Genomic DNA, 26,901 nt, shown 5'->3' with positions numbered 1-26,901 from the left:
TTTTGTCTTTTGTCTTTTGTCTTTTGTCTTTTGTCTTTTGTCTTTTGTCTTTTGTCTTTTGGGTTTGACCTTATCTGGCACATTACCGGACAGCCGAGTGAATCATGCAGGTTAGGATTCGCCGACAGGGACGTCGGCGAAAGAACGGAGGAGCCAGGATGGCGATTGCCGTTCGTTCCGTTAAGACCGGAATGATGAAATGAGGGCACCCGCGTAGCGGGCTGGAAGGGGGTGCCAAGCCGGGTTGTTAGGGGGCGGCGATTGGCCCCCTAACACGGACGCCCGCACGGTATAAATATGGAGTTCAGTGTCTTAGGCGGACGTAACTTACCCCATATCTAAAACACTTATGCCCCATTCCCCCCATTGCCTCCCGAATGTTCCGCCAAAACCGAAATGACAAAACGAGGAAACCTGCGAAGCAGGCCAAAGAGCAGTGCCAAGCTGAGGCGTCGGAGGGCGGCGCTTGAGCCCTCCGACACGTACGCCTGCACAGTTTAAATATGGAGTTCAGTGTCTTAGGCGGACGTAACTTACCCCATATCTAAAACACTTATGCCCCCTTCCGCCCCATTGCCTCCCGAATAATCGGTATCGGCGTGAGCAAATGCTGCCGCATCAGCTCACCGGCTCGCTTTCCATCACGAGCCAAAATAACCTTCACCAGTTCATCATGCTCATGATGTTTATTCTCTAGCATCTCCACGGAAAGCACGGTTTCTCGCAGCCAAATGAAGCGGTAGCGCGCCGCGAGATCAAACAATCTGGCTCGCATTTGCAGCAGGTATTGCGATCCGCATCCGGCAACAATCGCCGTGTGAAATGCCTGATGACGTTGATCCCATTCATCCAGCAAATCTTCGCTGGCATCACTGGCCTCTAGTTTGGCAAGCATATGGGAACGCGCAAGGATCTCAGCTTCCCAATCGTCTTTGCCGCGCTCAATCGCCAACTGCACCAGCATCGATTCCATATTGGCTCGGGCATCGAAAATATCGAGCAGCTCGGCCTGCGACATCGAGGCAACGCGATAGCCTTTTTGGCTAACCACCGTCACCAAATGTTCTGCCACCAGCTGTGAAAGTGCCTCGCGTAACGGGCCAACACCCAGCCCATAGCGGCTCGTCAGCAAACTCATACGTAACTTTTCATCCGGCTGATAAATACCGCGGATAATATCTCTTTTCAGCCATTGATAACCGTCAAACGTGGAATATGGTAAAGAGGCGGTCATAGGCATAGCTCCCAAATAGCCACGAAGCAAAAAGAATAACCTACCAAAGTTGCAGGATCTCTTATACGAAAATGCGCCGTTTCAGTACTGACCGAACCGGCGCATCAAGATTATTAGCAAGCCCCTTCGTTACCTCAAACTCTGCTGAGGCTGTTTTTGCCACTGAAACAGCGCCTTCCAGCGAGTCATGATCGGCACAGTACAGATGATGCCAATTCCCAACAGCACGGTAGAAACCACTTCAATACGCTGTTCTGGCCTAAACATCATCACCACTAACACAAAGGTGATAAACAGGATCACCGTCCATGTCAGATAGGGATACAGCCACATTTTAAGCTTAAGCTCGTTGCCTTGCGTTAACAGGATCTTACGCATTCTCAGTTGAGAAACCGCAATCACTAAATACACCAGCAAAGCAATCGCGCCAGAACTGGCTATCAGGAAATTAAACACCTTCGCGGGGGCATAATAGTTAACAATGACCGTCAAAAACGCCGCGCCGGTAGACAATAAAACCGCCACATAAGGCGTTTTACTGCGGTTGGTTTTTCCCATGAAGGCTGGCGCATCACCGCGATGGCTCAGTGAATAGAGCATGCGCGAAGCGGTATACAGCGCGGAATTCAAACAGCTGGTGACCGATAGCAGGATCACGCAGTCCATTATCAATTTGGCATGAGGAATATGCAGCAGTTGCAGCACCGAGCTATAAGATCCCACGGTTTTCAGCTCCGGCGCGTTCCAAGGAACCAGCGCCACCACCACAAAGATCGAACACAGATAAAAGATCGCAATACGCCAAATCACGGAGTTGGTCGCCCGCACAATATGCTTGTCTGGGGTATCTGATTCAGCCGCCGCGATCGTTACGATCTCCGCGCCCATAAAAGAAAACATGGTGATCAACATGGCGCTGATCACTGCCCCAAAACCATTTGGCATAAAGCCGCCGTGATCCCAAAGTCGAGATACGCCGCTGACCTGAACGTGCGGATAGAATCCGGTGATAGCAATGGCCCCAACCACGATAAAGGCCAGAATGGCGATCACTTTGCACAGCGCTAACCAAAATTCAAACTCGCCGTAGTTTTTAACGCTGAGCAAATTACTGCCGGTTAATGCCACGGTAATGAGCAGGGAAAATAGCCAGATAGGCACCACAGGGAGCCAAGAGTTAAGAATGATAGCGGCAATATTGGCTTCCAAAGGGATCACCAAAACCCAGAACCACCAGTAGAGCCAACCGATGGTATATCCTGCCCACTTGCCGATAGATCGTTCGGCGTAGGTTGAGAAGGAGCCGGTATCCGGCGACGCCACCGCCATTTCACCCAGCATGCGCATAATCAACAGCACCAGCAAACCGGCGAAAAGATAAGACAATAATACCGCTGGCCCCGCCTGTGAAATCGCAACGCCTGAGCCAACAAATAGGCTAGCGCCGATAACACCAGCAATGGACAGCATGGTGACATGGCGGGACTTCAGCCCGCCTCCCAGCGAGTTTGTTTCTGCAATCTGACCCATAATTCGAACCCTCTCGAAAGTTTTGCACTTAGGGAGAGCGCTCCGGCATTCCCGCGCCGGAGCACGCGCATTGTTATTATTTAGCCATCAGACTTCCTTTATGACGGGTGCTACTCGCATAACCACAAGCACCTCGTTGCGCTTAGTTTTTCTTAGCCTCGGTAAAACATTCGGCGATAATATCCAGACCCTGTTTGATCTGCGCGTCACTCACCGTGAGCGGAACCAAAATACGCAGCACGTTATAGTACGGCCCGCATGACAACAGGATGAGCCCCTTATCACGCGCCCGAGCCACCACTTCTGCCGTCAGTTTGGCATTCGGTTTATGCACATCGCCGTTTTCGAACAGCTCAATCGCAATCATTGCGCCAAGACCACGCACATCACCAATTTCAGGATGAGTTTCAGCGATGTTGAGCAGACCTTCTTTCAGTTTCTGTCCCACATCGTTGGCACGCTGCAACAGATTTTCTTCATCAAAGGTTTCAAGCACCGCTAGCGCTGCCGCACAGGCAATTGGGCTACCGGCATAGGTTCCGCCCAGACCGCCCGGCGCGATGGCATCCATAATCTCGGCTTTGCCTGTCACGCCAGCGAGAGGGAAACCACCCGCGATAGATTTCGCAAAGGTGGTGAGATCGGCAGCAACGCCGAGCTGCTCCATCGCAAATAACGTTCCGGTACGCCCAGCGCCGCTTTGCACTTCATCGGCAATCAGCATGATCCCGTGCTCATCACAAAGTTCGCGCAGGCGTTTCATAAAGGCAGGTGACGTTGAATAGAATCCCCCTTCCCCCTGCACCGGTTCGATAACGATGGCGGCAATATCTTCAGGTGCAGCGTCGTTTTTGAAGATGCGATGAATACTGGCGATAGCATCATCGTCGCGGACGCCATGTAATTCACAAGGATACAAAGCGCGGAATACGTGCCCTGGCATTAATCCCATACCCGCTGAGTAAGGATTTACTTTGCCGGTCAACGACAAGGTGTAATGAGTACGCCCATGATAAGCGCCGCTAAAAGCGATGGTTCCGCTGCGCTTGGTGGCTGCTCTGGCAATCTTCACCGCGTTTTCTACCGCTTCAGAACCCGTCGTCACCAACAGCGTTTTCTTGTCAAAATCTCCCGGAACGCGCTTGTTCATGATTTCGCACAGTTCCAAATACGGTTCGTACGCCAACACTTGGAAACAGGTATGCGACAGTTTTTTCAGCTGAGCTTCAACCGCAGCCACCACTTTTGGATGCAAATGACCCGTATTCAGAACCGCAATCCCACCGGCAAAGTCCAGATACTCACGTCCTTCGACGTCCCATACGCGGCAGTTTTCTGCTCGCTCGGCAAAAATGGGATGAATCTGCCCCACGCCGCGTGGGATGGCGTTACTGCGGCGCTGCATCAGTTCTTTATTCGTGCTCATCAGGTGTCCTCTCAGTGTTCGGGTAGGCGGCTGATGCCGCTCTGTTGGTGTTAAAAAGTAAGGTCAGTTCTATTTACAAGCCGATGCACATATATTTGATTTCGAGATAATCTTCGATGCCATACTTCGAGCCTTCGCGGCCAAGGCCTGAGGCTTTGATCCCGCCAAAAGGCGCAACTTCATTCGAAATAATGCCGGTGTTGATCCCCACGATGCCGTACTCCAGCGCTTCGCCAACGCGGAATACGCGGCTGAGATCGCGCGCATAAAAATAAGCCGCCAAGCCAAATTCAGTATCATTGGCCTGCGCAACCACATCGGCTTCATCTTTAAAACGGAATAACGGAGCCAGCGGGCCAAAAGTCTCTTCTTTGGCAACTTTGGCGCTCGCAGGAACATCCACTAAAATAGTGGGCTGGAAGAAATTGCCGCCTAATTCGTGCGGCTGGCCGCCGGTAATAATGCGAGCCCCTTTCGACAGCGCGTCTTCAATGTGCTCTTTCACTTTCGCCACCGCTTTTTCATCAATCAACGGGCCAGTCGTTACGCCCTGCGCTAAGCCATCGCCCAGCGTGAGTTTTTCAACCGCAGCCTGTAGCTTTTTAGCAAAAACGTCATAAACCCCATCCTGAACATATAGGCGGTTTGCACATACACAGGTTTGTCCCGCATTACGAAACTTAGAGGCCAGCGCACCGTCAACCGCTTTATCCAAATCAGCATCATCGAACACGATGAATGGCGCATTCCCGCCCAGCTCCAGCGAAACTTTTTTGATGTCTTTGGCGCACTGTTGCATCAGTTGACGGCCAATTTCGGTCGATCCGGTAAACGAGAGTTTGCGCACTAACGGGTTGCCCGTGAGTTCATTTCCCACTTCGCTGGCCGAGCCGGTTACCACATTAAATACGCCGTCGGGTATCCCTGCGCGCTGGGCCAACTCCGCAAGCGCCAATGCTGAAAACGGCGTTTGGCTCGCGGGTTTAAGCACCATGGTGCAGCCAGCGGCAAGCGCTGGCCCGGCTTTGCGCGTGATCATTGCCGCAGGAAAATTCCACGGGGTGATCGCAGCGGTAACGCCAATCGGCTGTTTGATCACGATAAGGCGTTTGTCTGCCTGATGGCCTGGAATGGTATCGCCATAAATGCGCTTACCTTCTTCGGCAAACCACTCAATAAAAGAGGCGGCATAGGCGATCTCACCCTTGGCCTCAGCCAACGGTTTGCCCTGTTCCAGCGTCATGAGCTTGGCGAGATCGTCTTGGTTAGCCATCATGAGATCAAACCAGCGGCGCAGGATCGTCGCACGCTCTTTGGCCGTTAACGCACGCCATGCCGGCAACGCCTGATTAGCCGCTTCAATCGCCGTGCGCGTTTCATTTGCCCCCATTTTGGGCACGGTGCCCAAAAGCTGAGCATTAGAGGGGTTTGTCACCTCGATGGTTTTCTTACTTTCAGCGTCACACCACTTTCCTTGGATAAAAGCCTGCTGGCGAAAAAGCGTTGAGTCGTTAAGTTGCATAGCGAATTCCTTATTCATCAGTAAATTAGCTTTTGTTATTCGATGACGTTTATACGGTTGCCAAAGACGGCTTATCGTTAATTGCCGCAGTTAAAATGCGGCCGTTATGGGTCTGCCCTGCCAGTAGCGCCTGAACTTTGCCTACAATATGCGTGCCAATCGGGATCGCTGAGGTTGCCGCCGGTGAAGGCGCGTTGCAGACGTGAATGCTGCGAGCGGTGGTCACAAACAGAAAATCGTCAATCAATTTGCCATCGGGAGAAACGGCCTGAGCACGAACTCCGGCGGGATAGGGCTGAAGATCCTGTTTGGTCAAGCTTGGGCAATACTTTTGCACGCGTTTGAGATAACCGCTTTTGCACAGAGAATTTTTCATCTCATCCAGACCGGATTTGAGGTTTTGGCGCATCACGCTGCGAATACCGGAAGAACCAAATATTTCCAGCGTGTCGCTCAGTGAAATATCGCGTTTGCGGTAGCCTTCGCGCTTAAATGCCAGCACGGCGTTTGGTCCCACGGTTACGCTGCCGTCGATCATGCGAGTCAGATGCACGCCGAGAAACGGCATCGCCGGATCGGGGATCGGATAAATGAGATGATTAACAATATGATTATGCTGCGGCGCTAGACGGAAATATTCGCCGCGGAACGGGCAGATAATAAAGCCGGGATCGACACCCAGCATTTTCACCAAACGATCCGCCATCAGCCCTGAACAGGTGATCAGGTTAGATCCTTCATAATCACCCATCGTCGTCGTTACGATCACGCCATGCGCATGTTCACGCAGCGCGGTAACTTCCGCGTTATAGACGATCTCGCCACCGGCGGCGCGGAAACGATCTGACATTGCCTTTGTGACTTCGGTATAGCTGACAATCCCGCTGGAGGGAACCAGAATACCGCCCAACCCGACAATATTAGGCTCACGTTCATGCAGTTCTTCCGCGCTCAGCCAGTAGCGCTCTAAGCCGTTGGCTTCAGTACGATCCCATAGCGCGCGCATACGCTGCATTTCTAGCTCGGACGTTGCCACCAGCATTTTCCCGCAGGTGTCATAGCGAATGCCGTTTTCATCACAAAAGGCTTTGGTCGCCCGATTACCTTCCAAACAGAATTTGGCTTTTAAACTACCGGGCGTGTAATAAACACCTGCATGTATCACACCGCTATTGTGGCCGGTCTGATGGCACGCAGGGCCGCCCTCTTTTTCCAGCAATACAATGCGGGCATCTGGATAGACGCCGATCAACTGCATGGCAGTCGACATCCCAATGATGCCGCCGCCAACGATCACAAAGTCATACATCCGGCTCATTCCTTCCTCAAACTCTCTTGCGTGCTCTCTTGATCCAACGAGAGCACGTTCGGTTAATCAAAAATGAAGCCGAAGCTTATTGCCCAGCCTGATAGTGCGAGGTGGAATAGCTGATATATCCGCGCTGACGCATCAGTTCGCGGCGCAAATCTGGGTGTGGGGTAAAGCGATCTCGACCATGCAGCCAGAACAAATTATTAATCAAAAGGAATTTGCCGACGGGAACCGGAACCGAAACGATATTACGGCTGCCTTCGAGCGCATCTGATAGCTCACTCAACCAGTTACCTTCTTCAAAATCCTTTGGCTGAACAAACTGATCGATATAGCGCATTACCGGACGCCCTTGTCCATCGACATCAAATACCGGGTGGAAAACGTCTTGGGTGACATTTTTGCTTGGCGGCGCAGTCCAGCGCATGGGACGACGCGCCAACGGGTGACTGAAATATTTATTGAGTGACTCCCAGTCATCCAGATGCAGCAATAGGGAATTACCGCCCTGCATATTCTGCTCGTCGATTTTCATCATCAGCACATAGTCAGTCACTTCATCCACGAAAGTGCCATCGTTATGCAGCTCTAATACGCGATGAGGTTGACGCAGATAGCTATCTGAACTGTCGACGTTTTTCACTACAAAACGCGCATAATACTGGCCGCTCATGGCGTCATAGTTGGAACGCCCGATAAGATGCGCGACCGCAGTAGCAATTTTGACCATTTCATCTGCCTGCTCAACGTGATCGATACCCTCAGCGCCAATCAGTAATGCACCTTGAGTTCGCGCCAGAATGGTATTGAGCAGCAGTGGTTGAAGCTGATTTCCGCAGAGTTCATCAAGGATTTTCGCCACGCGAAAACGCAGGAATGATTTGTACTCCAGCGCTTGTACGGGCCATTCAGCCACCTGCTCTAAAAAGCGTTGTGTGGTAGCAGCATCGAAATTGAGTTCAAGCATGCGTGGCGACTGTGCCGATGGGCGAACGGTAAAGCCTTGCCCTTTGGTTTTAGCTTCAGAGATATCCTGCTTTACGGCGGTTAACGCATTCATCAGAAAGTATCCTCATTGCAGAAAATTATTATCGGCAGAGCAATTTCCAGACATGCTCATTTCGTAGCCATAATTTAAAAATATCTACATTTTGGAAAATTGCGTATAAAAAAAGCAGAAATGTTTATTTTTTGTGATCAACAATACACAATGATTTTACATTTACACGCAGGGATAATTAGAGGAAATGGTTTAAGATGATGAAATAAAACAATTTAATTAGAATGAAAATGAAGGGAGGTATATTCAGTGTTACCAGAATGTAAAAAACCAGCCCGAAGGCTGGTTTCATAAACTGAACGGCTTGATTACAGCAGGTCAGCGATCATTTTTTCCAGTTTGCCTTGGTCTACGGCAAACTTACGGATACCGTCAGACAGTTTATCAACTGCCATTGGGTCCTGATTGTGCTGCCAGTAGAACTCAGATTCGGTCAGGCGCGCTGGACGCGCTTTGATTTCGCCGGTGTAGCTCAGCTTGCGCTCAACGTCACCCTGAGCTTCAGACAGCTCTTTCAGCAGCGCTGGAGCGATGGTCAGACGGTCACAGCCAGCCAGTTCCAGAATCTCGCCCATGTTACGGAAGCTTGCGCCCATAACCACGGTTTCATAGCCGTGCTGTTTGTAGTATTCGTAGATTTCAGTTACGGATACAACGCCTGGATCTTCGTTTGGCGCATATTCTTTCTTGTCGGTATTTGATTTGTACCAGTCAAGGATACGACCAACAAACGGAGAAATCAGGTATACACCTGCTTCAGCACAAGCACGCGCCTGAGCGAAGGAGAACAGCAGCGTCAGGTTACAGTTGATGCCTTCTTTTTCCAGCTGCTCTGCAGCGCGGATACCCTGCCAAGTTGAAGCCAGTTTGATCAGGATGCGATCGTTGCTGATACCAGCATCGTTATACATTTTGATCAGACGTTTCGCTTTAGCAACGCTGGCTTCGGTGTCGTAAGACATGCGCGCATCAACTTCGGTAGAGATGCGGCCTGGGACCAGTTTCAAAATTTCCAGACCGATATTGACGGCCAGCTTATCTGAAGCATCCACAACCTGCTGAGCTTTGTCGTTGCTCTGGCTGCGAGCCCAAGCGATAGCTTCATCGATCAGCTTACGGTATTCAGGAATTTGTGCCGCATTCAGAATCAAAGAAGGGTTGGTCGTTGCATCTTGTGGTTGATACAACTTCATTGCGGCGATATCGCCGGTGTCGGCCACAACGGTGGTCAGCTGGCGTAGGGATGTCAGTTTATCGGTCATTTTTAGCGTTTCCATTATTGGTGCATAAAACCAGAATTGATGCAGCAATGGTTTTGCTTGTCACTTTTCGAGCTATAACACTGATATTCTCAAGTGAATAACGCCATTGTGCATGAACTGTTGGCGGTTTATGACGTGCCTGTAGCTGATAATAACACGCATCCACTGTTGCGCAATGCACTAAACTCGTCATAAAACCTATCACTTTTATCGGTTCTAACGCAGAAACAGGAGGCAACCGTTTTCGGCTTCGGTAAAAACAACGTATGGGCGGAAATGAGAATAAATCATCATCGTTTTTCAAACTTATGTTACATTCTTGCCGTTTTTTCAGACCCAAAATTTGCGCAAGTTGCGCAACACCAAAGCCCTGTTGTCACTATAAAAATATTATCGGCGCGGTGAAATTTGCGTTGTGCTTTTATGCACTGACGCGATGTTATCGAACACTAGGAGTACGTTTTGACGGATCTAATTAGCTTTATTAACAACATATTATGGGGATCGGTGCTGATCTACCTTTTGATCGGCACGGGGATCTTTTTCACGATCCGAACCGGATTCATTCAGTTTCGTCATTTCGGCCATATGTTTTCAGTTCTAAAAAACAGTAATAAGTCCGACAGCTCAGGCATTTCTTCTTTTCAGGCGCTATGTACCAGCCTTGCCGCCCGCGTTGGCACAGGCAACTTAACCGGCGTCGCCATTGCGATTACCGCAGGCGGGCCCGGTGCCGTTTTCTGGATGTGGGTGGTCGCCGTAATAGGCATGGCGACCTCTTTCATCGAAAGCACCTTGGCACAGTTATACAAAACCAAAGACGATCAGGGAAATTACCGTGGTGGCCCCGCCTATTACATGGAGAAAGGGCTGGGTATGCGGTGGATGGGTGTTCTATTTTCGATCTTCTTAATCATCGCATTTGGTTTGGTATTTAACGCCGTACAGTCTAACTCGATTGCTCAAGCAACTGCCGTCGCCTTTGGCATTAAGCCACTCTATGCCGGTATCGCTTTGGTTTTGCTCAGCGGCGCTATCATCTTTGGCGGATTACGTTCAATTGCCAAAACGGCAGAACTGATCGTGCCATTTATGGCTATCGCCTATTTGGCGCTGGCATTCTGGGTGGTGGGACATAACCTGAGCCGCATGCCCGAAGTCCTTTTGTTGATATTCAAAAGCGCTTTCGGTTTGCAGGAAGCCGCCGCTGGCGCAGTCGGGTACGGTATCGCGCAGGCCATGACGCAAGGCATTCAGCGCGGCCTATTTTCAAACGAAGCCGGTATGGGGTCAGCACCTAATGCTGCGGCATCTGCCACGCCATATCCGCCGCATCCGGCATCACAAGGCTACGTGCAGATGTTTGGTGTTTTTGTCGATACGCTGGTTATCTGCAGCGCCACTGCGGCCATTATTCTTTCATCTGGCGCATTAGACCACGCGCCGGGTACGATTAGCGGGATTGAGCTCACCCAGCGAGCGCTGGCGTCCTCGGTGGGCGGATGGGGTTCTATCTTTATTGCTACCGCCATCTTTTTCTTTGGTTTTACCTCGATTATCGCCAACTATTCATATGCTGAGAGCAATCTGGTTTTCCTAGAGCACAACCATCCCGCCGGCCTCATGCTGTTCCGCTGTTGTACATTGGGCATGGTGATGTTTGGTACGCTCGCCGAATTGCCGCTGGTATGGAAAATGGCCGATCTTTCCATGGCAATGATGGCCATTACTAACCTGATCGCAATTTTACTGCTCTCCGGTGTAGCGCTGAAATTGGCCAAAGATTATAACCACCAGCGAAGCATCGGGCGCTTGCCAACCTTTGATATCAGCCAGTACCCTGAAATTCAGCAGCAGGTTGAACCAGGCATTTGGGATAAACCGAAATCTGAGTAGTTCAAAAAGTAGTTCCCCGAAAAATTAGGGGGCGTCGATGTAATACGATGCCCCTATCACACTGATTAATCCCCTCTTGAGATTAAATTTGTTACATTAGTAGACAACTCTCATAACAGGATCAATCCATGCTGATTATTATTTCACCTGCCAAAACGCTGGATTATGAAAGCTCACTGGCAACAACGCGCTTTACTCAACCTGAACTGCTCGATCGCTCTGCTGAGCTCATGGAATATTGCCGTGAATTAACACCGGCACAGATTGGCAGCCTAATGAAAATCAGCGATAAGCTAGCAGGGTTGAACGCCGCACGCTTTGCCGAATGGCAGCCGAATTTCACGCCTGAAAATGCACGTCAGGCTATTTTGGCCTTTAAAGGTGACGTTTACACAGGGCTGCAAGCCGAAGATTTTAGCGAGCAAGATTTCGACTTTGCTCAGCAGCATTTGCGCATGCTTTCTGGTCTGTACGGTTTGCTTCGACCACTCGACCTGATGATGCCGTATCGTCTGGAGATGGGCATTAAACTGCATAACGGCAAAGGCAATGATTTGTATAGTTTCTGGGGCGATTTGATCACCGAGAAATTAAATCAGCAGTTGAAAGCGCAAGGCGATAACGTGCTGATTAACCTTGCGTCTGATGAATACTTTAAAGCTGTAAAACCTGCCAAGTTAGACGGGCAGTTGATTAAGCCTGTATTTTTAGATGAAAAAGGCGGCAAGTTTAAAGTCATCAGTTTCTACGCCAAAAAGGCGCGTGGCCTGATGAGCCGCTTTATCATTCAGAATCAGTTAACCAAACCTGAGCAACTGAAAGATTTCAATTTAGAAGGGTATTTCTTCGAAGAAGAGAAGCCATATAAATCAGGCAGCGAACTGATTTTTAAACGTCACGAAGCGTAAAAAAGAAAACCGGCTTATCGCCGGTTTTTTTATCACTTATTTTCAATTGGTTACTTTGCCCACTGCATCATAAAGGCGCGAAGCGGAACGAAATCCGCCGCCATTTGATGCGAGAGCAGAGGCAAATTGGCGCGTTCTGCCAGTTCTGCTGGTAGAGGCAGATCGCTGGCTAAGATCTCATCGACGACTTCTTTAAACTTCGCCGGATGCGCAGTACCTAAGAACAGACCGAATTCTCCCGGCTGCAAGGTGTCACGTAAAACACGATAGGCAATTGCCGCATGAGGCTCAGAGATATAACCAAGCTGCGCCATTTCGCGTACCGTTTGACGCGTCACATCATCCGAGACATGCCCATAAGCCAGCTCTTTGAGCTGCCATATCTTACGGCGGAATAACTCTTCAACACGCGGCCAGTTATTTGGTCGGCTGACGTCCATGGCATTCGATAGCGTCGCCACGGTATTATGCGGCTGCCATTCACCAGTGGCAAGGAACCGTGGCACGGTGTCGTTGGCGTTGGTCGCCGCAATAAAACGCTTAATCGGTAAGCCCAGCGATTTCGCCAATAAACCTGCGGTTAAATCACCAAAGTTGCCGCTAGGTACAGAGACCACCAGCTGATTGCGTGCTTCTTGAGGCAGTTGCGCTACGGCTTCGAAGTAGTAGCAAATCTGAGCCAGCAAACGGCTGATATTAATCGAGTTAGCGGAGTTCAATCCAACCGCATTTTTAAGCTCTTCATCATCAAAGGCTTGTTTCACCAAGGCCTGACAATCATCAAAATCGCCGTCGATAGCAATCGTCTGGATGTTTCCGCCCAACGTACAGAACAGTTTTTCCTGTAACGGGCTGATTTTCCCCTGAGGGTAGAGAATGACAACGCGCACGTTCTCTAAGCCGTAAAATGCGTGAGCTACCGCTGCGCCGGTGTCACCGGAGGTGGCGGTTAGAATAGTGACAGGCTCATTGCCCGCCACTTCCTGTAGCATCTGCGCCATGAAGCGCCCGCCGAAATCCTTAAACGCTAACGTTGGCCCGTGAAACAGCTCAAGCGCGGCGATATCCGGTTCCACCTGTGCAACCGGCGCGGGAAACGCAAAAGCCGCTTTCACGCGATCATAGATAACCTCTGGAGCAAATTCGTCCGCCAAATAGGCGGATAAGATATTCGCGCTGCGGGTCACAAAATCCTGCTTCAGTAAGCTATCAATTTCAGTAAGCTCAAATTCTGGAAGCTCTAAAGGAAAAAATAGTCCCTGATTTTTGCCCAGCCCCTGTTTAATTGCCTGCGCAAAGCTGACCTGCTCGTTATGATCTTTCAGATTATAAAGTTTCATGCGTTATCCCAGTCGTCGTGCGCCTGCATTGTCCAGACGGCAAATGTGAACAAAACCTTCGTCGTTTTGCAGATAGTTTTCTTGCAGCCATTGCGCCATGCGCTGTGCGGTATCTTGGCGATCGCAGATAGCAAATAGCGTTGGACCTGAGCCTGAAATTCCACAGGCCAAAGCCCCAATATCGTGAGCGGCCTGACGGGCCTGAGCAAATCCAGGTAAGAGGCGAGTACGGTAAGGCTCTGCAATGACATCATGCATTAACTTAGCCGCTAAAATTGGCTGGCGGGTGTGGCATGCATGTATAAACCCAGCCAGATAGCGCCCATGGCTAATGCAGTCCTGACGACGGTACTGTGCCGGTAAAATAGCTCGCGCTTCGGCGGTCGAGACTTTAATACCCGGATAAGCCATAACCCAGAACCAATCATCAAAGCAGGGAACAGTTTGGCTAATAATACCGTTCTCTTCCAAAATCAGCTGTAGGCCACCGAGATAGCATGGGGCCACGTTGTCATAATGCACGCTGCCTGAAATGCGCCCTTCCATTTCGCCCATCAGCGCCAATAGTTGGGTTTGGTCGAGTGGCTGCTGAGCAAACTCATTCAATGCCATCAGCGCCGCGACTACCGAACAGGCGCTAGAACCGAGCCCTGAACCAATCGGCATATTCTTTTCCAGCACCATAGCGACCGATAACTCTTGTCCGATCTCTTGGCAAAAACGCTCCCAGCATTGATAGACAATGTTTTCTTTCGGATCGCTCGGAAGCTTGCTCACAAAGCTGCCTTTAGACGTTAGGCTAAAAGCATCAGCGGCTTCAACGCTCACGCAGTCGCCAAGAAACTGGCCATCGACCGGCGAAACAGCAGCACCCAGCACGTCAAACCCCACGCTCACATTTCCAATTGAGGCCGGTGCATAAACCTTAACCATATTAAACTCCCAACTTCCATGACAAGGTACGAAGTAAATCAGCAAACACACCGGCTGCGGTGACGTCGTTACCTGCACCATAGCCGCGCAGAACTAACGGAATTGGCTGGTAATAACGGCTGTAAAACGCCAACGCGTTCTCACCATTCTTCACTTTATAAAGCGGATCGTTACCGTCGGCTTCAACAATCTTGACCTGACAGCGACCGTCGACAATTTGTCCAACGTAGCGCAATACCGCGCTATTCTCACGTGCTTTAGCCACACGTGCCGCAAACAGGTCGTCCAACTGAGGTAAACGCGCCAAGAATGATGCGGTATCTCCACTGGCGTCGAAATCAGCAGGCAGCACCGACTCCACGTCGATATCATCCAACTCCATAACATGGCCCGCCTCGCGCGCCAAAATCAGAAGCTTACGCGCCACATCCATACCCGACAGATCGTCGCGTGGATCGGGCTCGGTATAGCCCAGTTTTTTCGCTTCCAGCGTTGCGGCGGATAACGACATTCCTTCTTCAAGCTTGCCAAAAATAAACGACAGAGAGCCCGATAAAATCCCAGAGAACTGAACCAGTTCATCACCCGCGCTCAGCAGATTCTGCAAGTTTTCGATAACCGGCAGCCCCGCACCTACGTTGGTGTCGTAGAGGAATTTACGGCGTGACCCTGCGGCAGCCTGGCGCAGTTGATGGTAGTAGTTCATTGAACCGGTGTTGGCCTTTTTGTTTGGCGTCACGACGTGGAAACCGTTGCTGAGGAAATCAGCGTACTGATCGGCAACGGCCTGACTCGACGTGCAATCCACAATTACCGGATTTAGCAGATGGTATTCGTTCACTAAACGAATCAGGCGGCCAAGATTAAACGGCTCTTTGGCATCGGCCAGTTCATCCTGCCAGCGGGCAAGATCGATACCGTGCACATTGGTTAATAGCGCGCGGGAATTCGCAATGCCGCAAACGCGTAAATCGATATGTTTGTTCTTCAGCCATGACTGTTGGCGGTGGATCTGCTCTAACAGAGCCCCACCCACGCCGCCAGAGCCAATCACAAAGACTTCGATAACCTGATCGGTATTGAACAACATCTGATGGCTAACGCGCACGGCGGTAGTGGCTGAATCATTGCTGACAACAACGGAAATCGAGCGTTCGGAAGAGCCCTGAGCAATCGCAATAATATTGATATTCGCGCGCGCCAAAGCCGAGAAGAATTTTGCTGAGATACCGCGCATAGTGCGCATACCATCGCCGACAACGGAGATAATCGCTAAGTGCTCGGTCACATCCAACGCTTCTAACAGACCGTCTTTTAGCTCCAGATAGAACTCTTCATTCAACGCCCGCTGTGCGCGATCTAGCTCGCCCTGCGGGATACAGAAACTGATGCTGTATTCCGAAGAGGACTGCGTGATCAGTACCACCGAAATACCGCTGCGAGACATAACGGCAAAGACGCGCGCCGCCATGCCGACCATGCCTTTCATCCCTGGGCCTGAAACGTTAATCATCGCCATATTGTTCAGGTTAGTGATTCCTTTCACTGGCAGGCCGTCAGAACCACTTTCACGTCCGATAAGCGTTCCCGGCGCTTGAGGGTTGGCGGTATTTTTGATTAGGCAGGGAATTTGGAACTGGGCGATAGGAGAGATGGTGCGAGGGTGAAGAACTTTGGCCCCAAAATACGAAAGCTCCATGGCTTCCTGATACGACATCGACTTAAGCAATCTGGCATCGGGCACAGTGCGTGGGTCGCAGGTATAAACGCCATCCACGTCAGTCCAGATTTCACAACAATCCGCACGTAAGCAGGCGGCCAGTACAGCAGCAGAGTAATCAGAACCATTGCGGCCTAACACCACCAGCTCGCCTTTGTCGTTACCCGCGGTGAAACCCGCCATCAGTACCATATGATCGGCTGGAATCGGGTCAGCGGCGATACGACGAGTCGACTCCGCAATATCAACGGTTGATTCAAGATAACCGCCATGAGCCAAGAGTTTTTCAACCGGATTAATGACGGTTACGCCATAGCCACGCGCTTTGAGCAACTCAGCCATAATGGCAATCGAGAGCTTTTCACCGCGACAAATCATTGCCGCATTCACGCTGTCGGGGCATTGCCCTAACAAAGAGATGCCATGAAGTACCTGTTTGATTTGAGCAAACTCAGCGTCAACCACCTGCTTCAGACGCCCCGCGTCAAAACCAGATTGGGCCTGCTGCAAACCCGCCAGCAAATCGGTAAAGATAGCCTCAGCGTCGCTGATATTTGGCAGTATCTCTTGCCCTGCAATGGTTTTCTCAACCATCGCGACCAGATGGTTGGTGATTTTTGCCGGCGCAGACAGCACGGTCGCAACCTGCCCCTGTTGGGCATTATTTTCTAATATGTCAGCAACGCGCAGAAACCTATCTGCATTCGCCACTGAGGTACCACCAAATTTCAGCACTCGCATTTGTCACACTCTCCCGAATTAGGCTTAAAAAAAAGCCCGCACTGTTTAGGTGCGGGCTTTTTTCTTTCTCTTTTTCTGTACGCGTCAGCCCGCCCCGTTACATGTCGTATCGGTGGTGGTAATAATTGTTGTGGTGTTCAGGCTGTAGTTATGAAAACTAATACGCATCTCTGTCTGTCCAATAAATTCTTGTGTCTGCCCTATATTGGTTAAAGCAAAGGCAAAACTAAGTCAACGAAATTCTGTTTTTAACCGGCAACATTTCGATAACCTCGACAGCATAAAAACCTATAGAAAAATAGCACATCAGCAAAAGTGCGCTGAGTCACACTTTTCGTGCACGTTATCTAAGAGAAATTTATCCACCTTTGCCGAGTAATCGTCGTTTTCAGTTTTTTTCTTCGACAGGCTATTTTTTCAGCATTTTTTCGATGTCATGAAGCAAGGTGTGGAGCATAGAAGTATCACGCTTAGCGAGCAATCCAAGGCGCTGATCGAGCCAGTCGGTAAGTTTTTGATCATCGGCAACATCGAGCGTTCCTAGCAAGCGGTGCACACGCTGACGCAGTGCCACCAGCTGATTCTCTTCAGCCAGAGCTTCTGGCTCCACGCTGTTCTGAACTAATGACGATAGCTGATAGCAGAAAACCATTACGGCCTGCCCCAAGTTGAGCGAAGGATAATCGGCCACCATTGGCACACCGGTCAGAATGTCCGCCAAGGCTAATTCTTCATTTGATAGTCCAGACTCTTCACGCCCAAAGACCAACGCACAGTTGGATGTCCAACTCTGCTTTTCATGCAAAATATTCGTAAGCTCGGATGGCGAACAGTAGTAGTGAAATCTGGCACGACTTCTTGCCGTAGTGGCAACGGTGAAATCCACATCAGCCAATGCGGCTTCTAGCGTGTCGAAATGCTGGGCATTATCCAGAATATCAGCGGAACCGTGAGCAACCCAGCGAGCGGCGGGCTCTAGGTATGCTTGGCTATCAACAATTCTTAGTGATGAAAATCCCATGGTTTTCATCGCTCTTGCCGCAGCGCCAATATTTTCAGGTCTGGCTGGAGCAACCAGTACGATATGAATTTGCATAGAAATGCCCGATTTTTAACAATTAATAATAAACAGGTGCACACTTTATCCTGCTCGCAAGGGTTTTTCCATTAGCTGTAAAGTTACATTTATTTAACAAAAGTACGGACTTTTCTATTAGATAAAAAAGGAAAAAGGCATTTTAGTTAAAAAACATTCAAAGACTAAGCTATTTAGCACTAATTCAATAAATTCATTCTTATAATCAATTAATTAAATTTTACATAAATATAGAATAAAGTTCGGCTCAGATATGAGATTTTCCCGAGCTTAATCAGGAACAAACTCACTTAACTTCATTATCCAGCTCACATACTTGTAAGTGTTTTTCACAAATCTGTTAACGTGCTACAATTGGATTTGATATATGTCAACAAAGCGTAGTTTTGTTGGATGGCAATTGCGGTGTGTGCTGTTATATTGCTGTTAATAGGGTTAGGATGTGCGCCGCTTTTGGCACCACCGGGGCTGTAGGGAGTAACATCCCCTGACCAACCTAGCGATGTTGTTGACGTTGATGGAAAGTGCATCAAGAACGAGTTTACGTACTTTAGTCTGTTGAATCTCTATGTTGTTACATCATCGAAACAGCCACACTCTCGATTTGATGTTTTAGGAATCAAGACTACTGTACTTCCCTATTTCTATTTTGTTGGCAATTTTAGGTAGCAAACACATGCAGACCCCGCACATTCTTATCGTCGAGGACGAACTCGTCACTCGAAACACACTTAAAAGTATTTTTGAGGCGGAAGGTTATATCGTTCATGAAGCCAATGATGGCGCAGAAATGCACCAGATCCTGTCTGAATTCGACATCAATCTGGTTATCATGGATATCAACCTGCCTGGTAAAAATGGCCTGTTGTTGGCTCGCGAGCTGCGTGAACAAGCAAATGTAGCGCTGATGTTCCTGACCGGCCGCGACAATGAAGTGGATAAAATCCTTGGGCTGGAAATCGGCGCCGATGATTACATCACCAAGCCATTTAACCCACGTGAGCTGACCATTCGTGCTCGCAACCTGCTGTCCCGCACAATGAACCTCGGTGGCGGCACAGAAGAGCGTAAACTGGTTGAGAGCTATCGCTTCAACGGTTGGGAGCTAGACATCAATAGCCGCTCACTGGTGAGCCCTAACGGCGAACAGTACAAGCTACCACGCAGCGAATTCCGCGCCATGCTGCACTTCTGCGAAAACCCGGGCAAAATTCAGTCCCGTGCAGAACTGCTGAAGAAAATGACTGGCCGTGAGCTGAAACCACATGACCGCACCGTTGACGTGACAATCCGTCGTATCCGTAAGCACTTTGAGTCTACGCCAGATACCCCGGAAATCATCGCGACCATCCACGGTGAAGGCTATCGTTTCTGTGGCGATCTGGAAGAGTAATCTTTCTTTCGCATATAGACAAAAAGGCCGGATAATCCGGCCTTTTGCTTATCTATCGTTTAACGATTTTATTTATTCGCAAATGGCAGGCACAAAAAAGCGGGGCTCGCCCCGCTTTCTCATACAGCCTGAAGTCTGACTGGCATCCAACGCATTACGCGTTTTGACGCCACCATTCTGCCAGTAAAATACCGGTAGCAACGGAAACGTTCAGACTTTCGACCTGACCCGTACCGCCGATAGACAGGCTTAAATCACCTTTCTGCATCACGGTTTCAGACAGACCATCGCGTTCCTGACCCAGTACCAGCACCATTTTCTTCGGCAATGAAGCCTTGGTCAGCGGCGTCGTACCTTTATGGCTGGACGTTGTCACGATGGTGTAACCTGCGCGGCGGAACTCATCCAGCGCACCGTCAAAACCATCCGCATCAATCGCCTGAATGTGCTCAGCGCCGCCTTCAGCGGTACGCACTGCGGCACCGGACTCCAGCATAGAAGCATCTTGCACCATCAAACCTTTCACGCCAAAGTGCGCACAGGTACGCATGATGCCGCCGAGGTTATGCGGGTTACCCACATCTTCCAGCGCCAGTACACAATCGGTGTCTGCGGCTGTTTTCAGATAAGTAGCAGCATCGAGGCCATTACGCTTTTTAATCAGGAAGCAAACGCCGCCGTGATGTTCGGTGCCTGAAGCTTTCGTCAGCTCTTCATCATCAACGACATGATAGGCTTTACGGTTTGCCGCCATCCAGCGCAGCGCTTCACGGAAGCGTGGCGTTACAGACTGAACAAACCATGCACGGACAATGGCATCAGGACGGCTGGCAAACAGCGCCTGACAGGCATTCTCACCGTAAACACGGGTTTCTTCAGCACGCTGACGACGCAGCTGCTCAGGATCGATAAAGCTCTTACCGGCGATACCTCCATGATCGGGCTTATCTTCTTCATTTGGAGCACGAGATACCGTTTTCCAAGGCGAACGATCATAAGGGCCTTCATTACGCCCTTCGCTACGGCCTTCACTGCGGTTCGCACCAGCAGGACGGCGAGAGCGATCGTTTTCCTGGCTACGGCCTTGGCCACCACGGCGATCGTTGCGACGGTCTCCATCCTGAGCACTACGGCCCTGACGACCACCTCGTTCACCTTGACGCCCTTTACCTTCCGGACGTGATTTTTGGTCACGGTCTTTGTTGTCGTCCTCGCTGCGGACGTACATCACTTTGACCTTGCCATTTTTGCCATTAAAAGAATCGTTCATTGCTATCTCCACCAACGCGCAGGGCGCGAAGATTACCTGATGTGTGACCACTAAGCTATACCCAAAATAATTCGAGCTGCTGGAAGGCGATAAGAGAAAGTATCCCGATAAGCTTACACAGGTAAGTGATTCGGGTAATTAAGCTCAGCCAGCGCATATGCTGCTTGAAGTATGATGGGTATATAAGCTTCGACAAAAGCTGATATCTATTATAACCATTGAAGAAACCTGATTGTGATTAATATCCCTATACACGATAATGCTTAACATAATTTAAACATTAACGTTGCTTTTACAGTAGAAAAGCGCGGATTCTTTATCCCAATACCGAGGTTGCCCATGAATACCGTTTGTCCATCCTGCCAAACTACCAATCGTTTACCGGAAGAGCGCATTGAGGATCAGGCTAAATGCGGTCGCTGCGGTCATGAGTTGTTCGACGGCGAGGTCATTAATGCGACTTCAGCCACGCTGGATAAAATTCTGCAAGACGATCAACCGGTGCTCATTGATTTCTGGGCGCCATGGTGCGGACCGTGTCAGGGCTTTGCTCCGGTTTTTGAAGACGTCGCAGAAGAACGCGCAGGGCAGATCCGCTGTGTGAAGGTCAATACCGAAGCAGAACCGGAACTTAGCGCACGTTTCCGCATTCGCAGCATTCCAACCATTATGCTGTACCAAAATGGTCAACTGGTAGACATGTTAAGTGGTGCAATGCCAAAAGCGCCTTTCGATAGTTGGCTGAATGAGCAGCTTGCTGCTAAAGCATAATCCCGATTCTAAGCCCAGCACGACGCTGGGCTTTTCTTTTTTCTCTTTCGCCGCTGTACCCTATCCGTCTGCTTGTTTAAAATAGCGCTTTTGCCTCATCAGAGAAGTCGATGTCCCCTAACGCCGTATTGCGCCTGCGCGAGCTACGTCTTGCTAAAGCGACCAAACCCTTCCTCACTCGCGGAGGACGCGTAACGCGCTGCCAGCGTTGCTTACTCCCTGAAACTCGCTGCCTGTGCGATACCATTTCTACCCAATCGGCTAAAAGTCGCTTTTGTCTGATGATGTATGATACCGAGCCAATGAAGCCTAGCAATACGGGGCGTTTGATTGCCGATATATTGCCTGAAACAGCGGCTTTTCAATGGGCCAGAACCGAAGTTGATCCAGAACTACTGGCGCTATTAAACGATCCTAACTATCAACCTTATGTGGTCTTCCCTGGATCTTATGCGCCTGAACGTGCTGTATCAGTCTTACCGCAGGATAGTTTGGCTAAGCCACCGTTATTCATCATGCTCGACGGCACCTGGCGTGAAGCGACAAAGATGTTCCGCAAGAGCCCTTATCTCGACAAGTTTCCCGTGTTTTCTTTAGAAACTAAGCTTGAGAGTGACTATACGCTGCGAGAATCAGCCCGTGACGAGCAGCACTGCACCGCTGAAGTCGCTGCTGCACTATTAGATATCGCAGGCGATCACGAAGCCGCTCAGGGGCTACAACAACACTTTAGCTATTTTCGCCGTCAATATTTGCTAGGTAAGCCTCATCACCGTGAAGAGGTCGCTGCAGAAAATATCTAGAGGCATTAGACTCAGGCTATCTGCTTCGGCAAGGAGTTTTAGCTATGAGTCAGCGCAGTCTGGAATCGTTGTTACGTCCGAAGTCTATCGCCGTGATCGGTGCATCAAATAAAGTAGGGCGTAACGGCCACTTAATGATGCAGAACCTGCTTAAAGGAGGATTTTCTGGGCCCATTATGCCCGTAACTCCTCGTTATCAGGCCGTATGCGGCGTACTGGCCTACGCTGACATCGAATCCCTACCCTTTGCCCCAGATCTGGCAATCCTGTGCGTCAACGCCCAGCGCAACCTAGAAATAATCGCCGCATTAGGTGATAAAGGCTGCCGAGCGGCCATTGTGCTCTCATCGCCAAATGCCCAATCTGCCGAGTTAAAAGCCTGTGCCCAACGGCATAATGTGCGTTTATTGGGGCCAAACAGCTTGGGCCTTTTGGCCCCATGGCAAAAAATAAACGCCAGCTTTTCACCAGTGCCGATTCTTCCCGGCAAGCTGGCCTTTATTTCTCAATCGGCAGCCGTTTCAAACACGATTTTAGATTGGGCTCAACAACGAGAAATAGGCTTTTCTCTCTTTATCGCCTTAGGTGACAGCCTTGATATTGACGTGGATGATCTTTTAGATTTTCTCGCTCGAGACAGCAAGACCAGCGCAATCCTGATCTACCTAGAACATCTGCATGACGCCCGACGCTTTCTGTCAGCCGCACGCAGCGCATCAAGAAACAAACCCATACTGGTCATCAAGAGTGGCCGCAGCCCGCGGGCTCAGCAACTGCTCAACAGCGTACAAGGGCTAGATGTAGCCTATGATGCCGCGATCCAACGCGCAGGCCTGTTACGCGTGCAAGATACGCATGAGCTTTTCTCTGCGGTAGAAACGCTCAGCCATATGCATCCATTGCGAGGAGAGAAAATCCTGATCATCAGCAATGGTGCGGCACCTGCTGCCATGTCGGTGGATGAGCTGCTGCGGCGTAATGGAAAGCTCGCCACGCTAGATGAAGACGCCCTCACCGCGTTGCGCAGTAAAATGCCGGATGATGTGTACCTACAGAACCCTATCGATCTTCGCGATGATGCGACGCCAGCCCGCTATCAATCAGCCATCAACATTTTACTTGATAGCCACAGTTATGATGCGGTGCTGATTATCCATGCACCGAGCGCAGCAGCACCAGCAACCACAACAGCCGAAATGGTTATTCAAACGCTAAAACAGCATCCACGGGGCAAACGTATTTCGGTGCTTACTAACTGGAGCGGCGAATATTCATCGCAAGAAGCGCGCAGGTTATTTAGCGAAGCGGGTATTCCGACTTATAGAACGCCTGAAGGTGCAATTACGGCCTTTATGCATATGGTTGAATATCGACGTAACCAGCGCCAACTGATGGAAACACCGGCGTTACCAGCTGACCTCATCGCGAATACCACTCAGGCTCACGACCTTATTCAGCAAGCGCTTAAAGAAGAGATCTACCACCTTGATACGCACGAAGTAAGATCGATTTTATCCAGCTATGGCTTACAAACGTTGCCAACATGGATTGCCAACGACAGCACCGAGGCCGTGCATATCGCAGAACAGGTTGGCTATCCGGTTGCATTAAAGCTCCGTTCACCGGATATCCCGCATAAATCGGATGTGCAGGGGGTCATGCTCTATCTGCGTAATGCAACCGAGGTTGAACAAGCTGCCAATGCCATTATTGATCGCGTGAAGCATTCATTTCCTCAGGCGCGCATTCACGGCCTATTAGTTCAAAGCATGGCCAACCGAGCGGGTGCTCAAGAGTTACGAGTGTTAGTCGAACAAGACCCCGTATTTGGGCCATTAATTATGCTGGGTGAAGGCGGAGGGGCTTGGAACCCAGACCACGATGCTGCCGTTGCCTTGCCACCGCTGAATATGACCTTAGCGCGATATCTGATTATGCAGGCGATCAAAGGCGGTAAAATTCGTAGCCGAAGTCCTTTGCAGCCACTTAATATTGACGGGCTTAGCCAATTGCTAGTGCAGGTTTCCGATCTTATTGTCGACTGCCCAGAGATAAGTCGGCTGGATATCCACCCGGTTCTGGCCTCTGCTGAAGATTTCACGCTGTTGGACGTGTCACTCCAGCTCACCCCGTTTTCCGGTTTAGCTGAAAATAGGCTCGCCATACGCCCTTATCCTCAGCACCTTGAAGAACAAGTGACATTGCAAAACGGAGCGACTTGCTTGCTGCGCCCCATCCTCCCTGAAGATGAACCCTTACTACAGCAGTTCATTCAGAAAGTGACCAAAGAGGATTTGTACTATCGTTACTTCAGCGAGATCAATGAATTTACGCATGAAGACCTCGCTAAGATGACTCAAATCGATTACGACCGCGAAATGGCTTTCGTGGCCGTTATTCAGGAACAAGGCAAACATGCAATCATAGGGGTAACGCGTGCGTTATCCGATCCAGACAATCTCGAAGCCGAATTTGCCGTATTGGTTCGCTCGGACAGTAACGGTTTAGGACTTGGAAAGACGCTGTTGGGTAAGTTGATCGCTTATTCAACTCAGCATGGGCTTGAAAGACTGGTTGGCATTACGATGCCAAACAATCAGGGAATGATTGGACTCGCTAAAAAACTGGGGTTTAAGGTCGATATTCAAATTGAAGACGGCATCGTCAATTTATGCTTGCCGTTGAACAATTCATTGCCGGTTTAAACGCAATTTTGCTGAGAGGATGGCGACAAATCGAGGCAAAACATACGCAATAGATGGAAAGTAGTGTTATTATCGCCCGATTCCATAGGCTAATATAACTGTATGTAGCGTTTTGCTACACAATGATGAGAGAAGAAGCGCACTGTGATGTTGTCTAAATTTAAACGAACGAAACATCAACAACACCTTGCACAACTGCCAAAACTTCCCCAGACAGTTGAGGATGTTCAGACGCTGTTTACGCCAGAGGATTTTCGCCTGGCGTTAATTGACGCGATTTCTAACGCCTCTCGCCGTATCTACATCACGGCGCTGTATCTGGAAAACGATGACGGCGGACGCGATGTCCTCAATGCCTTGTATAGCGCAAAGCAGCAGCATCCAGATTTAGAAATCTACGTTCTCGTCGATTGGCATCGTGCACAACGTGGACGAATTGGCGCCGCGGCGACAAATACAAACGCCGATTGGTACTGCGCTATGGCCGATCAGCATCCTGGTGTATCCGTTCCTGTCTACGGCGTTCCGGTTAATACCCGTGAAGCACTGGGTGTTTTGCACCTTAAAGGGTTCATTGTTGATGACCGAGTGATTTACAGCGGCGCAAGTCTGAACGATGTATATCTACATCGCCACGATAAGTATCGTTATGACCGCTATCACTTCATCCAAAACAGCCGCTTAGCTGATACCATGTCAGCTTATATTCAGAATAAGCTTTTGACCGATCCAGCGGTTCAACGACTCGATCGTGACGATCGTCCTAAAAGTCCTGAAATCCGTAATGAAACACGCCAGTTCCGCCACGGTTTACGCAGCTGTGGTTATGATGTTGCGGCAATCGCTGGCAACGATGAATTGGCAGTGACGCCATTAGCAGGACTAGGTAAACATAGCGTTCTGAATAAAACGATTCATCACTTAATGTGCAGCACTGAAGAAAAAGTCACACTGTGCACACCTTATTTCAACATGCCTGCATTGTTGGTGCGTAATATTATTTATTTATTACGCCAAGGGAAACAGGTTGAAATTATTGTCGGTGATAAGAAGGCAAATGACTTCTATATTCCAGAAGATGAACCGTTCAAGATTATCGGCGCATTACCCTATCTTTATGAAATAAATCTTCGCCGTTTCATGAGCCGCTTACAGCGCTTCGTCGACAATGGTCAACTGACCGTTCGTCTATGGAAAGATGAAGACAATACCTACCATTTAAAAGGCATGTGGATTGATGACCAATGGCAGTTGATTACGGGGAATAACCTGAATCCGCGCGCTTGGCGTCTCGATCTTGAGAACGCAATACTTATCCACGATCCTAAGCATCAACTGCATGAGCAACGTCAGAAAGAGTTGGAATGCATCCGTACTAATACCCACGTTGTGCGTAGCTATCTTGAGCTCGAAACTATTCAGCAATATCCTCTGAAAGTCCGTAAGCTGATAAGAAGACTACGCAGAATTCGTATTGATAGACTAATAAGCCGAATTCTTTAATAAGATAAGAACCTCCTTCTAGGAGGTTTTTTTATATCTAAAATAGTCTGACTTCTCCTATGGTAAATACCTTTCCCTAATTATTTAGACAGCCAGATAATAATCTTAGCGACATTAAAGGTTCTATCTTATCGTTATTAATATATAAGAGACTTAGTATCTAATTACTCTAGGAGCTGGCATGACAATGAAGATAATAGATAGATTTCTGCGTTACAAAATACATTCCATGTATTTGCGTTCAAATTCCCCATAGCAAAAAACCCCAGTATTTCGACTGAGGTTCTTTCGATAACATTTGACCATTCCCTACAATACTCGTCTCATCCTTAGAATCGCCCTTCGGGCCAACGCTAGCGAGACGCTTACCGAAAACATTCAAACAAAACAAAAAGGCCATCCTTTCGGATGGCCTATTCGTTTTATTTAAAGCCTGGCAGTTCCCTACTCTCGCATGGGGAGACCCCACACTACCA

20 protein-coding genes, 1 pseudogene and 1 other annotated feature are annotated in these 26,901 nt (G+C 49.5%); of the genes and pseudogenes, 7 read left to right on the top strand and 14 right to left on the bottom strand.

All coding sequences use genetic code 11. The features are described from left to right. Nucleotides 1–553 precede the first annotated feature (553 nt). From csiR to tal, 7 genes are all read right to left on the bottom strand, one after another. Nucleotides 554–1,234 carry a DNA-binding transcriptional regulator CsiR gene (csiR, locus tag RSC70_RS19505; protein WP_332543273.1) on the bottom strand — a complete coding sequence of 227 codons (681 nt, stop codon included), beginning with the start codon at nucleotides 1,232–1,234 and terminating at the stop codon, nucleotides 554–556. 129 nt (nucleotides 1,235–1,363) lie between these two features. Beyond that, entirely contained in the window at nucleotides 1,364–2,764 is a 1,401-nt protein-coding gene (gene gabP, locus RSC70_RS19500) for a GABA permease (RefSeq protein WP_043495449.1), read from the bottom strand. 142 nt (nucleotides 2,765–2,906) lie between these two features. Then, entirely contained in the window at nucleotides 2,907–4,190 is a 1,284-nt protein-coding gene (gene gabT, locus RSC70_RS19495; RefSeq protein ID WP_332543271.1) for a 4-aminobutyrate--2-oxoglutarate transaminase, read from the bottom strand. Nucleotides 4,191–4,263: 73 nt separating this feature from the next. Continuing rightward, the gene (gene gabD / locus RSC70_RS19490; protein ID WP_332543269.1) at nucleotides 4,264–5,712 is read right to left on the bottom strand and encodes an NADP-dependent succinate-semialdehyde dehydrogenase; all 1,449 of its coding nucleotides are present in this window, start codon (nucleotides 5,710–5,712) and stop codon (nucleotides 4,264–4,266) included. Between the two features lie 49 nt (nucleotides 5,713–5,761). After that, entirely contained in the window at nucleotides 5,762–7,021 is a 1,260-nt protein-coding gene (lhgO, locus tag RSC70_RS19485; protein ID WP_332543275.1) for an L-2-hydroxyglutarate oxidase, read from the bottom strand. An 85-nt stretch (nucleotides 7,022–7,106) separates the two neighbouring features. After that, nucleotides 7,107–8,084 carry a glutarate dioxygenase GlaH gene (gene glaH, locus RSC70_RS19480; RefSeq protein WP_332543267.1) on the bottom strand — a complete coding sequence of 326 codons (978 nt, stop codon included), beginning with the start codon at nucleotides 8,082–8,084 and terminating at the stop codon, nucleotides 7,107–7,109. 308 nt (nucleotides 8,085–8,392) lie between these two features. After that, nucleotides 8,393–9,346, bottom strand: a complete 954-nt coding sequence (gene tal / locus RSC70_RS19475; RefSeq protein WP_332543265.1) for a transaldolase — start codon at nucleotides 9,344–9,346, stop codon at nucleotides 8,393–8,395. Nucleotides 9,347–9,808: 462 nt separating this feature from the next. Between tal and RSC70_RS19470 the strand changes: the two genes are divergently transcribed. Then, nucleotides 9,809–11,242, top strand: a complete 1,434-nt coding sequence (locus tag RSC70_RS19470) for an alanine/glycine:cation symporter family protein (protein ID WP_282814591.1) — start codon at nucleotides 9,809–9,811, stop codon at nucleotides 11,240–11,242. 128 nt (nucleotides 11,243–11,370) lie between these two features. Beyond that, entirely contained in the window at nucleotides 11,371–12,150 is a 780-nt protein-coding gene (yaaA, locus tag RSC70_RS19465; protein ID WP_332543263.1) for a peroxide stress protein YaaA, read from the top strand. Between the two features lie 50 nt (nucleotides 12,151–12,200). Here the strand turns inward: yaaA and thrC are convergent, their stop codons facing one another. The 6 genes and pseudogenes from thrC to RSC70_RS19440 all read right to left on the bottom strand — a co-directional run bounded on the left by thrC (nucleotide 12,201) and on the right by RSC70_RS19440 (nucleotide 18,544). Then, nucleotides 12,201–13,490 carry a threonine synthase gene (gene thrC / locus RSC70_RS19460; RefSeq protein WP_063586445.1) on the bottom strand — a complete coding sequence of 430 codons (1,290 nt, stop codon included), beginning with the start codon at nucleotides 13,488–13,490 and terminating at the stop codon, nucleotides 12,201–12,203. A gap of 3 nt (nucleotides 13,491–13,493) precedes the next feature. Further along, entirely contained in the window at nucleotides 13,494–14,423 is a 930-nt protein-coding gene (gene thrB, locus RSC70_RS19455; RefSeq protein ID WP_040045438.1) for a homoserine kinase, read from the bottom strand. 1 nt (nucleotide 14,424) lies between these two features. Next, nucleotides 14,425–16,884, bottom strand: coding sequence for a bifunctional aspartate kinase/homoserine dehydrogenase I (gene thrA, locus RSC70_RS19450; protein ID WP_332543260.1), 2,460 nt, complete (start codon nucleotides 16,882–16,884; stop codon nucleotides 14,425–14,427). Nucleotides 16,885–16,909: 25 nt separating this feature from the next. Next, nucleotides 16,910–17,033 (bottom strand) — a sequence feature (Thr leader region). Then, nucleotides 16,969–17,052 carry a thr operon leader peptide gene (gene thrL, locus RSC70_RS21075; RefSeq protein ID WP_071603088.1) on the bottom strand — a complete coding sequence of 28 codons (84 nt, stop codon included), beginning with the start codon at nucleotides 17,050–17,052 and terminating at the stop codon, nucleotides 16,969–16,971. It overlaps the preceding feature by 65 nt. 241 nt (nucleotides 17,053–17,293) lie before the next feature. Next, nucleotides 17,294–17,980 (bottom strand): tRNA/rRNA methyltransferase, encoded by a 687-nt coding sequence (locus RSC70_RS19445; RefSeq protein WP_040045440.1) that lies wholly within the window; start codon nucleotides 17,978–17,980, stop codon nucleotides 17,294–17,296. Between the two features lie 415 nt (nucleotides 17,981–18,395). Then, a pseudogene (locus tag RSC70_RS19440) lies at nucleotides 18,396–18,544 on the bottom strand (hypothetical protein). Nucleotides 18,545–18,656: 112 nt separating this feature from the next. On the opposite strand from RSC70_RS19440, the gene arcA reads away from it, so the two are divergent. Continuing rightward, a complete protein-coding gene (gene arcA, locus RSC70_RS19435) occupies nucleotides 18,657–19,373 on the top strand; it encodes a two-component system response regulator ArcA (RefSeq protein ID WP_004089205.1) in 717 nt (238 codons plus the stop codon). A gap of 154 nt (nucleotides 19,374–19,527) precedes the next feature. Here the strand turns inward: arcA and RSC70_RS19430 are convergent, their stop codons facing one another. Then, entirely contained in the window at nucleotides 19,528–20,643 is a 1,116-nt protein-coding gene (locus tag RSC70_RS19430; RefSeq protein WP_130998672.1) for a tRNA/rRNA methyltransferase, read from the bottom strand. Nucleotides 20,644–20,982: 339 nt separating this feature from the next. Between RSC70_RS19430 and trxC the strand changes: the two genes are divergently transcribed. The 4 genes from trxC to pssA all read left to right on the top strand — a co-directional run bounded on the left by trxC (nucleotide 20,983) and on the right by pssA (nucleotide 26,425). Then, nucleotides 20,983–21,414 carry a thioredoxin TrxC gene (trxC, locus tag RSC70_RS19425; protein ID WP_025801390.1) on the top strand — a complete coding sequence of 144 codons (432 nt, stop codon included), beginning with the start codon at nucleotides 20,983–20,985 and terminating at the stop codon, nucleotides 21,412–21,414. A 110-nt stretch (nucleotides 21,415–21,524) separates the two neighbouring features. Next, a complete protein-coding gene (locus RSC70_RS19420; protein ID WP_025801389.1) occupies nucleotides 21,525–22,217 on the top strand; it encodes a tRNA-uridine aminocarboxypropyltransferase in 693 nt (230 codons plus the stop codon). Between the two features lie 44 nt (nucleotides 22,218–22,261). Then, nucleotides 22,262–24,922: a bifunctional acetate--CoA ligase family protein/GNAT family N-acetyltransferase gene (locus RSC70_RS19415; protein ID WP_332543254.1), complete on the top strand. Its 2,661-nt coding sequence runs from the start codon at nucleotides 22,262–22,264 to the stop codon at nucleotides 24,920–24,922. A 147-nt stretch (nucleotides 24,923–25,069) separates the two neighbouring features. Next, nucleotides 25,070–26,425 carry a CDP-diacylglycerol--serine O-phosphatidyltransferase gene (gene pssA, locus RSC70_RS19410; protein WP_040045444.1) on the top strand — a complete coding sequence of 452 codons (1,356 nt, stop codon included), beginning with the start codon at nucleotides 25,070–25,072 and terminating at the stop codon, nucleotides 26,423–26,425. The last annotated feature ends 476 nt before the right edge of the window (nucleotides 26,426–26,901 follow it).

The sequence above is a fragment of the Hafnia sp. genome (assembly GCF_036648275.1).
Classification (GTDB): Bacteria; Pseudomonadota; Gammaproteobacteria; order Enterobacterales; family Enterobacteriaceae; genus Hafnia; species Hafnia alvei.
The sequence above is the reverse complement of the archived record's forward strand: the minus strand, read 5'-3'. Positions and strand labels throughout refer to the sequence as shown.